Source organism: Actinacidiphila sp. bgisy160 (genome assembly GCF_057707815.1).
Genome location: NZ_JBYIQW010000032.1, coordinates 36,144 through 51,341 on the forward strand (window position 1 = coordinate 36,144; position 15,198 = coordinate 51,341).

Here is a 15,198-nt window from a genome sequence, read left to right on the forward strand (position 1 = left end):
GGAGCGACATATGGTTGTATGGCGAGAGAAGAGCTCACGACCGCATGGCTTCCGGATTACTCGCTCCGGCCCATAAGCCGGGGCGCGAGGGACACCGGGTACCGGCCTTACCGGCCGCCCGTGGTCGACTTTTCCTCAAGGAGCTCACATCGTGGAAAAATCTGCAGAGGTCCTGGCGTCCGATCCCGCTTCGGATCCCGATGAATCTTCAACCACCGGGGGCCCCCACACCGCCCCGGCCGGCGGCACGGAAAGGATCCTCGCCGACATCCTGGCGGGCATCGTGCACGCGGACCGGGTGTCGGTCGACAGCCACTTCTTCACGGAAATGGGTGCCGACTCCCTGGTGATGGCGCATTTCTGCGCCCGGGTGAGGAAGCACCAGGATCTGCCGTCGGTGTCGATGAAGGACATCTACCGGTATCCGACCATCAGAAGTCTCGCGACGGCCATGGCGGACACCCCGCCGACCGGCGCCCAGACCCCCGCCACCACGCCGGCCCTCGCCGACGTTGCGGTCCCGGAACCGATCCAGGTGGCGGCCGCGAAGGGCACGCCGCGCTACGTGGTGTGCGGCGTGCTGCAAGCGCTGTTCTTCCTGGGCTACTCGTACCTGGCCGCGCTCGTGATCGCGCGCGGGGCGGAGTGGATATCCGCCGGCGCGAACCCCTTCGACACCTACCTGCGGTCCGTGGAGTTCGGTGGCGCGGCCTTCGCCGGCGTCTGCGTCCTGCCCATCGCGGGCAAGTGGCTGCTGGTCGGACGGTGGAAGCCGCAGGAGATCCGCATCTGGAGCCTGGCGTACTTCCGGTTCTGGTGCGTGCGGACGCTGATCCGGGCGAACCCCATGGTGCTGTTCGTCGGCTCTCCGCTGTACGTGCTGTACCTGCGGGCCATGGGCGCGCGAATAGGACGCGGTGTCGCCATCTTCTCCAAGCACGTCCCGGTCTGCACCGATCTGCTGACCATCGGAGACGGCACGGTGATCCGCAAGGACTCGTACTTCTCCTGCTACCGGGGCCACTCGATGGCCATCCAGACCGGCCCGGTCACCCTCGGCAAGGACGTGCTGATCGGCGAGGTGACGGTGCTCGACATCGGCACCTCCATGGGCGACGGCGCCCAACTCGGCCACGCCTCCTCGCTCCACAGCGGCCAGGCGGTCCCCGCCGGCGAGCGCTGGCACGGCTCCCCGGCCCAGCCGGGCGCGGCGGACTACCGCGTGGTCGCGCCGGTGGGGTGCGGCAGGATCCGCCGCGTCACCTACTGCCTGTCACAGCTGCTGATCCTCCTGGCCGTATGGATCCCGCTCGCCGTCGGCGGGGTGGCGATGCTGCTCGCGGTGGTCCCGCGCCTGGACACCCTGCTGGAGCCGGGACCGACGGCCCTGACGACGTGGACCTTCTACGCCGACGCCCTGGTCGCCTCCTTGGTGCTCTTCTGCGGGGCTCTGCTGCTGGGCCTGCTCGTCGCGGTCACCGTGCCGCGGCTGCTGCACCCGCTCGTGAAGCCCGACACCGTGCACCCGCTCTACGGATTCCGCTACGGGGTCCACCGGACCATCGGTTTCCTCACCAACCGGAAGTTCTTCCGCGTCCTGTTCGGTGACAGCTCCGCCGTCGTGCACTACCTGCGCGCCATCGGCTACGACCTGTCGCCGGTGGAACAGACCGGCTCGAATTTCGGTACCGAGGTGAAGCACGAGAATCCGTACCTGAGCAAGGTAGGCAGCGGCACCATGGTCGCCGACGGACTGTCCATCATGAATGCGGACTACTCGAGCACCTCTTTCCGCGTCACCCGGACGGCGATCGGCCCGCACAATTTCCTGGGCAACCACATCGCCTATCCCTCCCAGGGCAGGACGGGCGACAACTGCCTGCTGGCCACGAAGGTCATGGTCCCGGTCGAGGGACCGGTCCGGGAGAACGTCGGGCTGCTGGGCTCGCCCAGCTTCGAGATTCCCCGGACGGTGGACCGCGACAGCAAATTCGACCATTTGAAGAACGGCGACGCGTTCCGGCGTCTGCTCGCGGACAAGAACAAGCACAACACCGGCACCGCGGTACTGCACCTGATGCTGCAGTGGCTGCTGCTCTTCCTGGTCGCCCTGATCGCGTCCTGCGCCGCCGACCTGTACCCCACGTACGGCGCCGCGGCGGTCGCCCTCGCGAACGTCGTGGTCCTGATGGTCACCGTCACCTACATCGTGCTCGGCGAGCGCGTCGTCACCAGGTTCCGCGGTCTGCGACCGCTGTACTGCTCGATCTACGACATCGACTTCTGGCAGCACGAGCGCTACTGGAAGGTGACGGCCGCGACGGAGTACCTGAACGTCCTCAACGGCACGCCGTACAAGAACGTCGTCTGGCGCCTGCTCGGCGTGCGCATCGGTCGCCGGGTCTTCGACGACGGCCTCTTCCTCCCCGAGCGCTCCCTCGCCGCCATCGGCGACGACTGCACGCTCAACGCGGGCACCGTCATCCAGAGCCACTCCCAGGAGGACGGCGCGTTCAAGTCCGACCACAGCTCGCTGGGTGCCGGCTGCACCCTCGGGGTCGGCGCCCTCGTCCACTACGGCGTGACCGTCGGCGACGGCGCCGTGATCGCCCCGGACTCCTTCGTGATGAAGGGCGAGGAACTCCCCCCGCGCGCCCGGTGGGGTGGCAACCCGGCCCGCGAGATGCCCGAGAACCCGAAGAACCCGAACAGCGGCGGCGATCGCGCCGCCGCCCTGATCAGCGGTGTGTAGCCCCGTGGAAACCGCGAGTGGAGGCAGGTCGATGGACATGGCAGCGCACGCCGGACGGGAGTTCTGGCGCGGGGTGCTCCTCAGGGGCGGGTTCACCGCGATCCCCCGCTGGGCTCCCGAACCGGTCATCGGCGCCGCCGAGCACGTGGTGGCGGTCCCCGACGGCCTCACGGCGTCCGTGCGCCGTGTGGCGGACGAGGTGACCGTCCCCCTGGGCTCGGTGCTGCTGGCCGCGCACGCCAGGGTGCTGGCCGCGCTCTCCGGCGAGACCGACGTCGTGACGGGGTACGTCGCCGCGGGCGGCGCGGTGCTGCCGTGCCGGCTGTCGGCGGGCCCCGGCTCATGGCGGTCCCTGCTGCTGGACGCGCACGGCGCCGAGTCGCAACTGCTGGCCTTCCAGGACTTCCCGGTCGACGCGCTCCGCAAGGAGCTGGACCTGGCCGAGCCGCTGTTCGAGACGGTCTTCGACCTGTCCGGCGGTGGTGTCGAGCTCGCCCCCGGCACCGTGCTGTGGGTCAGCGCGTCGGACCGCGACGGCCGCCTCTCGCTGCGGCTGCGTTACGCCACCGACGTCATGGACGAGGACGCGGCGGCCCGTGTCGCCGGCTACCACCTGGCCGCCCTCGCGCGGATCGCCGCCGACCTGGACGCCGAGCACAGCCGCAAGAGCCTGCTGTCGGCGGAGGAGAACCGGCTGCAGCTGGCCGGGATGGCCGGACCGCACAAGAAGCTGCCGGACCGCAGGATGCACGAGCTGTTCGAGGAGCGGGCCCGGGCGCACCCGGAGGCGGTCGCCGCCGTCCACGGCGACCGCCAGTGGACCTACGGCGACCTCAACGCCCGCGCGAACCGCCTGGCCCACGCCCTGCTGGCGCGCGGTCTGGAGCGCGAGGGCGTCGTCGCGGTCGTCACCGAGCGGAACCTGGACTGGCTGGCCGCCGTGCTCGGCGTCTTCAAGGCCGGCGGGGCCTATCTGCCGATCGAGCCGCACTTCCCGGCCGGGCGGATCAGGAACACCCTGACCCGCGCCGAGTGCCGCGTGGTGCTGACCGAGCGCGGCAGCACCGCCACGCTGGACGAGGCCCTGTCCGCGCTCCCCGAGGTGCAGCGGCTGCTGGTCGAGGAGGCCTACGCGGAGGACCACCCGAGCGAGGACCCGCGCGTGGCCGTCGGCCGCGACCAGCTGGCGTACATATACTTCACCTCCGGTTCGACCGGGGAGCCCAAGGGCGCGATGTGCGAGCACGCGGGATTCCTCAACCACCTCTACGCCAAGATCGACGACCTCGGCATCGGTGAGGGGCAGGTGGTCGCGCAGACCGCCCCGCAGTGCTTCGACATCTCGCTGTGGCAGCTGGTCTCGGCGCTGCTCGTCGGCGGGCGGACCCTGCTGGTGGGACAGGAGACGATCCTGGACGCCGACCGCTTCCTCGACTCGATCGCCGAGGGACGGGCGAACGTCCTCCAGCTCGTCCCCTCCTACCTGGACGTCGTCCTGTCCGCCCTGGAGCGGCAGCCGCGCGAACTGCCGGATCTGCGCTGCGTGTCGGTGACCGGCGAGGCCCTGAAGAAGGACCTCGTCAAGCGCTGGTTCGCCGCCCGGCCCGGTGTCAAGCTCGTCAACGCCTACGGGCTGACCGAGACCAGCGACGACACCAACCACGCGGTGATGGACCGGGTCCCGGACACCGACTGGGTGCCGCTGGGCCGGCCCGTCAACAACGTCCGCGTGTACGTCGTCGACGAGCACCTCTCCCCGGTGCCGCTGGGCGCGCCCGGGCTGATCGTCTTCTCCGGGGTCTGCGTGGGCCGTGGCTACATCAACGACCCCGAGCGCACCCGGCAGGCGTACCTGACCGACCCCCACCACGCCGGTGAGCGGCTGTACCGCGGCGGCGACTACGGTCGCTGGCACCCGGACGGCACGCTGGAGTTCCTCGGCCGCAAGGACCACCAGGTCAAGATCCGCGGTTTCCGCATCGAGATCGGCGAGATCGAGAACACCCTGGTCCGGGCGCCGGGCGTGCGCGACGGCGCGGTCGTCGTCAGCGACGACGGCAGCCAGCTGGTCGCCTTCTACTCGGGTCCCGGGCCCGTGGCGGCGGACGTACTGCGCGAGCACCTGGCGGCGTCCCTGCCGGCGTACATGGTGCCCGCGGCCTTCCACTGGAAGGAGAGCCTGCCGCTGACCGCCAACAGCAAGATCGACCGCAAGGCCCTGACGGCGCTCGCCGCGGAGGAGGGCTCCGGGCCCGCCTCCGCCGAGGCGGACCGGCAGGCCCCAGGCACCCCCGCCGAGCAGCGCCTGGCGAGGGCGTGGTCGGCGGTGCTCGGCATCCCGCAGGAGCGGATCGGGCGCCGGGACCACTTCTTCGACCGCGGCGGCACCTCCCTGTCGGCTGTCCGGCTGGCGATCCTGCTGGACCGCGCGATCTCGCTCAAGGACGTCACCGCGCATCCGGTCCTCGCCGACCTCGCCGAGCTGGCCGACGGCCGGACGACAGGCCGGCCCGGACTGCTGCAGGTCCTGTCGGAGCCGGACGGGGAGCCGCACGGCGCCCTGGTGTGCTTCCCGTACGCCGGTGGCAACGCGGTGAACTTCCGGCCGCTGGCCGCGGCCCTGCGGCCCGCCGGCTGCGCGGTCTACGCCGTCGAACTGCCCGGCCACGACCCGGCCGCCCGCGACGAGCCCTTCGCCCCGATGGCACAGGTCGCCGACGCGGTGGTCGAGGAGATCGCCGGCCGCGGACTGTCCCGGATCCTGCTGTGGGGCCACTCCTCGGGCACCGCCCTCGCGGTGGAGACCGCCCGGCGGCTGCAGGACAAGGGCGTGGAGGTCCAGCGCGTGTTCCTCGGCGCGCAACTGCTCGGCGACTCCGCCGGGCGGCGTGCCGCCGCCGACGCGCTGGCCGCCCGCAGCGACACCGAGATCGCCGCCGAGCTGAGCGGCGACGACGGCTACGGCCGGCTCGCCGAGCTGGACAAGGCGCGCGCCGGGCGCGTGGCCGCCGCCTACCGCCACGACTGCGTGGCGGCCCACCGATACTTCGCCGACGCCCTGGACTCCGCACCGCCGGTGCGGCTGCAGGCGCCGGTCACCGTGGTCGTCGCCGCCGACGACCCGTACACGGCGGACCACTCCCGCCGGTACCGGCAGTGGCAGCTGCTGGCCGAGCACGTCGATCTGTACGAGCTCGCCCACGGCGGTCACCACTTCCTCCGCACCTGCCCGGACGAGGTGGCGCAGGCGGTCCTGCGCGCCGCCGAACTCCTGGCCTCCCCATGAACGGCAACCGAGAGGAGACGCAGTTGTCGACCTCAGCTTCCCCTCCGTCCCTGCTCGACCTCGAGCTGCGGCCCGGCTCACCCCCGATCCTGCGCACCGGGGCCGTCGAGGACCCGGCGGGCTGGGCCGACGGGCACCGCGACGCGCTGCGCGCGGTCGTCGCCGAGCACGGCTCGGTCCTGATCCGCGGCCTCGGCCTGAGCGACGCGGACAAGGCGGCCGGCGTCGTCAAGCGACTGGCCGGCCGGCTGACCGCCGAGAAGGAGGCCTTCGCGTCCCGGCGGACCTACGCCGAGGGCCTGTACTCCTCCTCCAACTGGCCGCCCAACCAGCCGATGTGCATGCACCACGAACTGAGCTACCGGCTCGAGTTCCCCGGCCTGATGATGTTCGCCTGCCTGACCGCCCCGGACGAGGGCGGGGCGACGGCGGTGGCCGACGCGCCGACCGTGCTCGAGGCACTGCCGCCCGAGCTCGTCCAGCGCTTCGAGCGGGAGGGCTGGCTGCTCACCCGCAGCTACAACGACGAGATCGGGGCGACCGTCGCCGAGGCCTTCGGCACCGACGACCGCTCCGCCGTCGAGGACTACTGCCGCGCCAACGCCATCGCCTTCGAGTGGCAGCCGGACGGGGCCCTGCACACCCGCCAGCGGCGCAGTGCCGTGGTCCGCCACCCGGTCACCGGCCGGCGCTGCTGGTTCAACCAGATCGCGTTCCTCAACGAATGGACGATGGACCCCGAGGTGCACGAGTACCTCGTGGACATGTACGGCGCCGAAGGCCTGCCGTTCAACACCCGCTTCGGCAACGGCGACCCGATCGGCGCGGACGTCGTCCAGCTGCTCAACAACGTCTACGAGGCCAACACCGCCCGCGAGCCGTGGCAGACGGGCGACCTGATGCTCGTCGACAACATCCGAACCGCGCACAGCCGCGAGGCGTACGAGGGCTCCCGTGAAGTGCTCGTCGCCATGGCCGACGCGGTGCGCCTGGCCGACTGCTCCCCGACCGTCGAGGTGACCACCGCATGACCGGCAACCGCTCCACCACCCACGGTTCCGCACCCTCCGGGCCGCTCACCGTACCGCCGTTCGCGGTGGTCCCCGGTGTCCAGGTCCAGCGCGCGCTGCACGGGCGCGAGAAGCAGATCACGGAGCTGGTGGAGACCACCTACCGGCTGCACTCCGCCGGTGACTCGGTGAACCCGCCGTCGTACTTCCTGCGTTTCCCCGACCGTCCCACGGCCCGGATCATCGCGCTGCCCGCCTCGATCGGCGGCGACGTACGCGTGGACGGCCTGAAGTGGATCTCCAGCTTCCCGGAGAACGTGGTGGCGGGCATCCCCCGCGCCTCGGCGGTACTGATCCTCAACGACCACGACACCGGCTACCCCATCGCGTGCCTGGAGAGCTCCATCATCAGCGCCACCAGGACGGCGGCGATGGCGGCCCTGGCCGCCGACCGGCTCAGCCGTCCCGACCAGCGCCCCCGGCGTGTGGGGTTCATCGGGACGGGGCTGATCGCCCGCTACATCCACACCTACCTGGTGGGCACCGGCTGGCACTTCGACGAGATCGGCGTGCACGACCTGTCGGCCGAGAGCGCGAAGGGTTTCCGCGGCTACGTTGAACAAACGGGCGCCCCGGGACGTATCACCCTGTACGACAACGCCGAGCAGATCATCCGCGCGAGCGACCTGGTGGTCTTCGCCACCGTCGCGGGCGAGCCCCATGTGCGGGACATGACCTGGTTCGGGCACAAGCCGCTCGTGCTGCACATGTCGCTGCGCGACCTCACGCCGGAGATCGTGCTCGGCTCGACCAACGTGGTCGACGACGTCGAGCACTGCCTGAAGGCGGACACGTCGCCGCACCTGGCGGAGCAGCGCACGGGCAACCGGGACTTCCTGGCCGGCACGCTGGACGACGTGATCGCCGGACGGGTGGCGCTCCGCGAGGACCGGCCGGTGGTGTTCTCGCCCTTCGGCCTCGGAGTCCTCGACCTCGCGGTCGGCAAGTACGTCTACGACGAGGTGGCGCGTTCCGGCGAGCTGCACGTCATCGACGACTTCTTCCACGAACTGCGCCGGTACGGATGAACGGCCGCGAACCCGCCCCCACGACGCCAGGCCCCCGGACCTGGGCCCGGGCACCCGACGGCGGGGCGGGCGGCACGGCCACGGACGACAAGGAGCCGCATGCGGAGGTACCTCCGGGAAAGACCAACGGTCCAGCCACGCAAGCTCATCAGTGCAGGACACAGCGGCCGCTGACGCGCTGCCCCGTCTGGACGGGAGTCGCGCTGCAGATGAGGAGGCCATCGTGACAGTCATATCCGTTCCCCAGGCCTTCAACGAGGAAGAGCTCTTCGTCGACCTCGAGTCGATCTTCGGGCGATCACTCTTCCTCAAGTGCGAGGGCTTCAACTTCGCCGGTTCGATCAAGCTCAAAGCCGCGACCGAGATGGTGGAGACTGCCGAGCGGGAGGGGATCCTGACTCCGGAGTCGATCCTGGTCGAGTCCTCGTCCGGCAACCTGGGCGTGGCACTGAGCATGATCGCCGCCAGCAAGGGCTACCGGTTCCTGTGCGTCACCGACGCACGGTGCAACCTGTCGACCAGGCTCCTGATGAAGGCCCTGGGCAGCCAGGTGCACATCATCTCCGGGCCGGACGCCCACGGCGGCTACCTCGGCGCGCGGCTGGACTTCGTCCGCGCGCTGTGCGCCTCGGACGACCGGTACGTGTGGCTCAGCCAGTACACGAACCCGGGCAACTGGAGGGCGCACTACCGGACGACCGCTCCGGAGATCGCGCGGCAGTTCCCCGAGGTCGACGTCGTGTTCGTCGGGGCCGGCACCACGGGAACGCTGATGGGCTGCGCCCGCTGGTTCCGGGAGTGGTCCCGGCCGGTGAAGGTCGTCGCGGTGGACAGCGTGGGCTCCGTGACGTTCGGCGGGGCGCCGGGCCGGCGGATGATCCCCGGGCTCGGCATGAGCGTCCACCCGCCGCTGCTCGACGAGTCCTTCGTCGACGAGGTCGTCCTGGTCGAGGAGGCGGACACCATCCGCGCCTGCCACCGGCTGGCCCGGCGCGGCTTCCTGTTCGGCGGCTCGACGGGCACCGTGGTCAGCGGCGCGATGAGCTGGCTCGAGAAGAACGGCGCGCCGGGCCTCACGTCGGTGGCGATCGCGCCGGATCTCGGCGAGCGCTACCTCGACACGATCTACCAGAGCAACTGGCTGCAGGACCTGTACGGCGAGGACGTCCTGGAACCCGACGAACGGGCCGACACGTCCTGGGCCGACCCCGCCTGGGCGGCGGCGGCCGAGGCCGCCTGGGCCGCCCCCGCGGCGACCCCCGCCGAACCAGCGACGACACCGGTGTCCCCCGACGGTCAACTGCACTGACGTCCGGGCGGCGACGCCGCCCCCGTCGATCACATGCTGCTGCGGCGGTCCCGGACCGCCGCAGCAGCATGTCCGCGGCGGGCGCGCACCCAGTGGATCCGCCACCCCGGGCCGCCGGTCCGGGGCATGGCCGCCCTCGATCGACCGCATGCCGACGTAGGGAGCCGACGCGGTCCTTGCCGCGGCCGTCGGTGAGGGTGACCTCGAGGTCGTACAGGTACGGGTCGTCCGGGCTCCACAGGTGGGCGCGGGGAACGGGCAGCCGCAGAGCGCATGCCCTCGGACGCCTCTGGGGCGACCGCACCACCCCCCTGACCTGCCGGCCGACCCGGCGGGCCGACGGCGCCCCCCCGGCGGCACCGACCGGATCAAGCTGCTCAACGGCAAACCGGTGTTCGTGCTCGCCACCCTCGACCAGGGCTCTTGGCCCGACGGCCTCTACACCGCGCCGACCGACGAGGCCCTGAAGTACGACCCCGCGCAGCACGAGAAGCCCGGCTTCAAAGCGGTCCGCAAGCACATCAAGGTCGAGCCGGACCGCTGGTACTACCGGGCCGACAAGTTGGGCCTGATGGCGCGGCAGGACATGCCGAGCCGCGGCACGGCGGCCGCCGGCACCCCGGAGAGCCGGGCCTTCCTCGACCAGGTCCACCAGATCGTCGACCAGCACATCAGCACCCCGTCCGTCCTGGTGTGGACGCTGATGAACGGGGGCTGGGGCGAGTGGAGCAAGCAGGCAACCGGTGAGCTCGCCGACGCCGTCAGGGAGCAGGACCCCGCGCGCCTGGTCGACGCCCACTCAGGGGGTCAACTGCTGCGGCCTCCAAGGGGGACTCGGGCCGCGGCGACCTGATCGCCGGGTACGGCCGGGCGGACGGCGCCCAGGCGATGGCCGATCTGCTGGACCGCGGGGCCCGCCCGGACGCGGTCTTCGCCTACAACGACCTCCAGGCCATCGGCGCCCTGCGGGTGCTCACCACCCGGGGGCTGCGCGTGCCGGAGGACGTCGCGCTCGTGGGCTTCGACGACATCGAGGAGGGGCGCTACGGCACGATCACGCTGACCACCATCTCCCCCGACAACAAGGCCATCGCCCGGCAGGCCGTCGACTGCCTCGTGCAACGCCTGACCGCGTCGCCGGACGCCCCACCGCACCGTGTCCGGCCCGGCTTCGACCTGGTCGTCCGCTTTGTCCACCCCCCTGGGCCGCGGTCACTGACCGGCCGGCACGGGCCGCGGTCCGCCGCTCGCGGTGACGACATCACCCTGCTGGTCATCGAGGCGCGGCGGAAAGGCGGTTGACGCGACCTGGCGGACGCGGTCCGGGCCGTCACCGGTGAGCTCGCTCCGGCGACGGCCCGGGGGTTCCTCCCGGCGGGAGGGGTCACGGCCGTCAGCCGACGCGGCGGGCCCTGACGCCATCTGCCTCGAAGTCGTACACGTACCGGTTGACCCGCAGGCCGTCGACCGCGCCGGCCCAGAGGTTGTCGCGGCCCTTGCCGACGGCGACGGAGTAGATGGTCGCCTGCGGGAGCGCGTTCCTCAGCGTCATGAAGTCGCACGGGCTGGACTGGGTGCACAGCGGCGTCAGTTCACCGCCCGACAGGAACCACTCGCCAGTCGTGACGGCGTTGAGGGGGCCGCTCCACCGGTTCGTCTGCGTGACCGCGGGCGGGAGCCACACCATGGTGGAGTAGGGGTCGGCCGTCAGCCTCGGGTTGATCTCGATCTTGATGTTCGGCAGGTTGCGTGCGTTGGCGAAGTCCACGTTCTCCTGGGTCTGGAAGACGTGGAACCCGAGCGCCGTCAGGTCCCGGACCCGGCCGCCGTAGAAGTCGACCTCGTTGCCGAAGTCGACCTTCTCACTCGGGGGATTCAGGGAGGTGGAGTCGTCCGCCACCTCGATGCCCAGGCTGCCGTTGCCGTAGGGCGGCCGGGAGGCGGATCCGGTGACACCGAACGAGCCGAACGGGCCGTCCCGAAGGACGGCGACAGGAGAGCCGATCGTGTTCCGGGTGATGACACCCCAGTGGTCGGAGCCTATGGAGTTGCCGGAGTGGCCGTCCGCGACGGCGGACAACGATCCGGTGAGGGCCGAGGTGACGATCGTGGCCAGCGCAACGGCCACGAGCGTCCTTCCCCGGCTCAAGCCAAGACGAGCCTTCACAGCCCATTCCTTCCGGGTAGCCGAAGGGTGCGGCCCACTGCCCATGCCGAGGCGTCGCGCGGCACACCGCAGCGCGGCACGACACGGCGGCGGTCGAGTCGACCCTTCACGTTTCAGCAGAACTTGGGGAGTGGTTTGTGGATCGTGCGGGGTGGGATACGTCCGAGGTCACGGCCCCCTGTACGACAGGGGTCGTTCGGGGCAGTTGACCCCGGCGTCCTGGGCGAGGCGGACGATCATGCGACGGCAGAAGCCGTCCAGGAGTCCCCTGGTCCCAGCCGAACCCGAAATGCACATGACGACCGTTACATGCCGTGACCTGCCCCGCATCCTGAGTGGGCCGTTCGTAGCGTTGCGTGCCCACACCCAGATCGCCACTAGGCGTTTGCCTAATTACTTTAGGTATGCGCATAATCCTTTACGGAGAAGGGAGGCGCACTGTGCCACGTGTAGGACTCACCGCGGAACGCCTGACGCGGGCGGGAGCGGAGCTCGCCGATGAGGTCGGCTTCGCCCAGGTGACCTGCTCGGCCCTCGCCGAGCGGTTCGGCGTCAAGGTCGCGAGCCTGTATTCGCACGTCAGGAACTCCCAGGACCTGAAGACCAGGATCGCCCTGCTCGCCCTGGAGGAACTCGCCGACCGGGCGGCCGAGGCCCTCGCCGGCCGCGCGGGCAAGGACGCCCTGGTCGCCTTCGCGAACGTGTACCGGGCGTACGCCCGGGAGCACCCCGGCCGCTACGCGGCGGCGCAGCTGAGGCTCGACCCGCAGACCGCGGCCGCCAGCGCCGGCGTCCGCCACGCCCAGATGACGCGGGCCATCCTGCGCGGCTACGACCTCCCGGAGCCGGACCAGACGCACGCCGTACGTCTGCTGGGCAGCGTCTTCCACGGCTACGTCAGCCTCGAACTGGCCGGGGGCTTCGACCACACGCCCGTCACCGCGCAGGAGTCGTGGTCGTGGGCGCTGGACTCGCTCGACGCCCTGCTGCGCGAGCGGCCGGCGTCCTGAGCGCGCGCCCCGGCACGTCACCACCGAACGTACGGGCCCGGCCCGCACCCAGCCCATGGACCGGCATCGCACCCTGCACGCGAACGAGAACCTGATCATCACTCCCGTGACCGAGGAACTGCTGCGAGGCGCCCTCGACGTGGAGCGCACCCGCCTCGGGCCGCTCCCGCACCGTCTGCCCGCCGCGGCACGCCGGCAGATCCCCGACGGGCAACTGGCCCTGGCCGAGGCCCAGCCGTCCGGCGTGCGGAGGACGAGGCCCGCTCCGCGACGCACGAGCTGCACGCGAGCGACCTCGAGCGCTTCGCCCGCTGCCGCGAGGGCCACGAGCCCTGGCCCGGCGAGATCCAGGCCGGGTTCATCCCCCGCCACACCTGCCGCGACGATTACGCTCACCACAACCGCGGCGTGCTCGAGGCGATCACCCAGTGCGCCCGCGGCAGGCCGCGAACGGCCCATCCGGGAGCGGGGCCAGCGGCTGACGAGCACCTCGGGACGCCGGGACGATCACGTGTCGAGAGACCGCAACGCCGCGAGGACCAGGGGCAGCAGTTCCTCCGAGTCCGCCGCCGCGAGCTCGTCGAGCGTTCCCGCGCCGCGGGCCAGCAGCACCCCGACGAATGCGGCGGTCGCCACTTCCGCTCGCAGTTGCGGCCGGTCCAGACCGTCGCGGGCGAACCGCTCGCGCAGCGGGTCGACCAGACGCAGGTGGAGCTGGGCGCGAGCGGCGTCCTGCACCGCGGGATCGTCGTGGGCGTGGACGGCCGACCGGAAGACGGGGCCCGCGCCACGCCGGTCCCTGCGCTCGAAGAGGGCACGCAGACGTTCGGGGTCGAGCAGGTCCGGCGGGGGCGTGTCACCCGTCTCCGCACGCAGCACGGCGATGTACAGGGCGCTCTTGTTGCCGAAGTACCGGGCGATCAGCGCGGGGTCGACGCCCGCGCGCTCTCCGATGTCGCGGGTGGTGGTGCGGTCGAAGCCCCGCTCGCCGAAGAGCTCACCCGCCGCCTGGAGCAGCAGTTCGCGGCTGCGCGTGGCGTCCCGCCTGCGCGAGGGCGAGCCGTCGGTCACCGCACCACCTCCCGGGCCGCGTCCTCGTCCGGCGTGCGGGGCACGACGGCCGCCCCCGGTACGCGAGCGGCGACCGCACCACGTCGGCGTCTCGGCGGCAGGACCGCGGTCACGACGATCATGGCCGACCATACCGCGCAGGCCAGCAGGGCGGCCGTCCGGTAACCGTCGCCCGTGGGCAGTACGTGACCGGTGACGGTGTGGGCCTGCAGGACGGTGGCGCTCAGCACGCTTCCGGTGGAGTAGCCGACGTAGCGCAGCACCTGGTTGAAGCTCATCGCGCTGCCCGTCTCGTGCGCGGGCACGGCGCCCACGATCAGTCCGGGGAGCAGGGCGAACATCCAGCCGATGCCGAAGCCGGCCACTGCCATGACGGCGAACAGCTCCCACAGCTGTCCGCGAGCCAGGGCGAAGGTCAGCACGGCGGCCAGGGAGACCGCGCACCCGACCGGCAGCACCACCGCGGTGCCGGCGCGCCGGGCCAGCGGCGGCACGATCCGGCCCGCGGCCATGCTGGCGAGGGAGAACGGCAGCAGGACCAGCCCGGTGACGGCCACGGAGGCCCCGAACCCGTAACCGGCGTCGCTCGGCGTCTGTACGAACCGGGTGACCGACGACACCAGCAGGTACATCCCGAGACCGGCCACCAGCGCCGTCACACTGGCGGTCTGCACGGTGCGGTCCCTGATCAGCCTCAGGTCGACCAGCGGCCGCGCGGTCCGCAGCTCGTGCACGGCCCATGCCCCGAGCAGCAGCGCCGAGAGCCCGGCCAGGGCGAGCAGCCGCCCCGAGGACCAGCCCCACAGCTCGGCCTCGCTCAGCGCGAGCAGCATTCCGGCGAGGGCGGCGCCGAGCAGCACCGCGCCGGGAAGGTCCAGTCGCGGCGCGGCGCGGCGTGGGGACGCCGGCAGGACCATGGCGGCGGCCACCAGCGCGGCGGCGCTGACCGCCGCCCCGAACCAGTAGCCCGCGTACAGCCCGAAGGACTGCGCGATCAACCCGGTGACCGGGTAGCCCAGACCGACCCCGGCGACCGTGGTGATCGACAGCATGGCCACCGCGGGGCGCGACCGCTCCGGCGGCAGGGCGTCCCGGGCGGTGGCGATGGCCAGCGGGACGAGGCCGAGGCCGAGGCCCTGCATTGCTCGTCCGGCGATCAGGCAGCCGAGGCCCAGCGGCAGCGCCGCCAGGACGCAGCCGGTCAGCACCGCGACCAGGGCGGCGAGGATCACCGCGCGGCGGCGCGGTCCGTCGCCCAGCCGGCCCATCACCGGTGTGACCACCGCGCCCACCAGCAGCGTGACGGTCAGCGACCACTGGGCGTCGTTGAGGGACACGTGCTCCTCGGCGGCGATGGTCGGCACCAGTGGCGCGCCGAGGCTGCTGACGACGGCGACCAGCATGCCGAGCGATATCAGCACCGGGACCAGCGCGCGCTGCCGACCGGACGGCGGCCCTGCCGTTGCGGGGTTCTCCACGACTCTCCTTGATGTCACCAAGCGATG

The 15,198-nt window shown here is 71.7% G+C and carries 11 protein-coding genes and 2 pseudogenes; 9 read left to right on the top strand and 4 right to left on the bottom strand.

Annotated elements, in window-relative coordinates; all coding sequences use genetic code 11:
- Positions 1 to 148 precede the first annotated feature (148 nt).
- From AC3EUJ_RS23655 to sbnA, 5 genes are all read left to right on the top strand, one after another.
- Positions 149 to 2,752 carry a Pls/PosA family non-ribosomal peptide synthetase gene (locus AC3EUJ_RS23655; protein ID WP_431964568.1) on the top strand — a complete coding sequence of 868 codons (2,604 nt, stop codon included), beginning with the start codon at positions 149 to 151 and terminating at the stop codon, positions 2,750 to 2,752.
- Between the two features lie 31 nt (positions 2,753 to 2,783).
- On the top strand, positions 2,784 to 6,038 hold the full coding sequence (locus AC3EUJ_RS23660; RefSeq protein ID WP_431964490.1) for a non-ribosomal peptide synthetase: 3,255 nt from the start codon (positions 2,784 to 2,786) through the stop codon (positions 6,036 to 6,038).
- The gene (locus AC3EUJ_RS23665; protein ID WP_431964492.1) at positions 6,035 to 7,069 is read left to right on the top strand and encodes a TauD/TfdA family dioxygenase; all 1,035 of its coding nucleotides are present in this window, start codon (positions 6,035 to 6,037) and stop codon (positions 7,067 to 7,069) included. Before AC3EUJ_RS23660 ends, AC3EUJ_RS23665 begins: the two co-directional genes overlap by 4 nt.
- A complete protein-coding gene (gene sbnB / locus AC3EUJ_RS23670) occupies positions 7,066 to 8,136 on the top strand; it encodes a 2,3-diaminopropionate biosynthesis protein SbnB (RefSeq protein ID WP_431964494.1) in 1,071 nt (356 codons plus the stop codon). The genes AC3EUJ_RS23665 and sbnB overlap by 4 nt, the downstream gene beginning before the upstream one ends.
- Before the next feature lie 223 nt (positions 8,137 to 8,359).
- Complete coding sequence (gene sbnA / locus AC3EUJ_RS23675) at positions 8,360 to 9,445, top strand: 2,3-diaminopropionate biosynthesis protein SbnA (RefSeq protein ID WP_431964496.1); 1,086 nt, start codon at positions 8,360 to 8,362, stop codon at positions 9,443 to 9,445.
- A 217-nt stretch (positions 9,446 to 9,662) separates the two neighbouring features.
- On the opposite strand, the pseudogene AC3EUJ_RS23680 reads toward sbnA, so the two are convergent.
- Positions 9,663 to 9,932 (bottom strand): annotated as a pseudogene (locus AC3EUJ_RS23680) (hypothetical protein); the annotation flags it as partial.
- Between AC3EUJ_RS23680 and AC3EUJ_RS23685 the strand changes: the two are divergent.
- Together AC3EUJ_RS23685 and AC3EUJ_RS23690 are read left to right on the top strand one after the other, a co-directional pair.
- Complete coding sequence (locus AC3EUJ_RS23685; protein ID WP_431964498.1) at positions 9,843 to 10,298, top strand: hypothetical protein; 456 nt, start codon at positions 9,843 to 9,845, stop codon at positions 10,296 to 10,298. The pseudogene AC3EUJ_RS23680 and the gene AC3EUJ_RS23685 overlap by 90 nt on opposite strands.
- A complete protein-coding gene (locus AC3EUJ_RS23690; protein WP_431964570.1) occupies positions 10,298 to 10,747 on the top strand; it encodes a substrate-binding domain-containing protein in 450 nt (149 codons plus the stop codon). Before AC3EUJ_RS23685 ends, AC3EUJ_RS23690 begins: the two co-directional genes overlap by 1 nt.
- Positions 10,748 to 10,838: 91 nt before the next feature.
- On the opposite strand, the gene AC3EUJ_RS23695 is transcribed toward AC3EUJ_RS23690, so the two are convergent.
- On the bottom strand, positions 10,839 to 11,573 hold the full coding sequence (locus AC3EUJ_RS23695; RefSeq protein ID WP_431964500.1) for a hypothetical protein: 735 nt from the start codon (positions 11,571 to 11,573) through the stop codon (positions 10,839 to 10,841).
- Between the two features lie 479 nt (positions 11,574 to 12,052).
- Here AC3EUJ_RS23695 and AC3EUJ_RS23700 point away from each other — a divergent pair, with 479 nt between their 5' ends.
- Positions 12,053 to 12,622, top strand: a complete 570-nt coding sequence (locus tag AC3EUJ_RS23700) for a TetR/AcrR family transcriptional regulator (protein ID WP_431964502.1) — start codon at positions 12,053 to 12,055, stop codon at positions 12,620 to 12,622.
- Positions 12,623 to 12,677: 55 nt separating this feature from the next.
- A pseudogene (locus AC3EUJ_RS23705) lies at positions 12,678 to 12,881 on the top strand (lipase); the annotation flags it as partial.
- 248 nt (positions 12,882 to 13,129) lie between these two features.
- Here the strand turns inward: AC3EUJ_RS23705 and AC3EUJ_RS23710 are convergent.
- Positions 13,130 to 13,693, bottom strand: coding sequence for a TetR/AcrR family transcriptional regulator (locus AC3EUJ_RS23710; protein WP_431964504.1), 564 nt, complete (start codon positions 13,691 to 13,693; stop codon positions 13,130 to 13,132).
- Positions 13,690 to 15,171 carry an MFS transporter gene (locus AC3EUJ_RS23715; RefSeq protein ID WP_431964506.1) on the bottom strand — a complete coding sequence of 494 codons (1,482 nt, stop codon included), beginning with the start codon at positions 15,169 to 15,171 and terminating at the stop codon, positions 13,690 to 13,692. Before AC3EUJ_RS23715 ends, AC3EUJ_RS23710 begins: the two co-directional genes overlap by 4 nt.
- Positions 15,172 to 15,198 lie beyond the last annotated feature (27 nt).

Excerpts from the sequence above, each read along its gene's own strand:
- sbnB (WP_431964494.1), top strand. The coding sequence starts at position 7,066 with ATGACCGGCAACCGCTCCACCACCCACGGTTCCGCACCCTCCGGGCCG.
- AC3EUJ_RS23660 (WP_431964490.1), top strand. The coding sequence starts at position 2,784 with ATGGACATGGCAGCGCACGCCGGACGGGAGTTCTGGCGCGGGGTGCTC.
- AC3EUJ_RS23665 (WP_431964492.1), top strand. The coding sequence starts at position 6,035 with ATGAACGGCAACCGAGAGGAGACGCAGTTGTCGACCTCAGCTTCCCCT.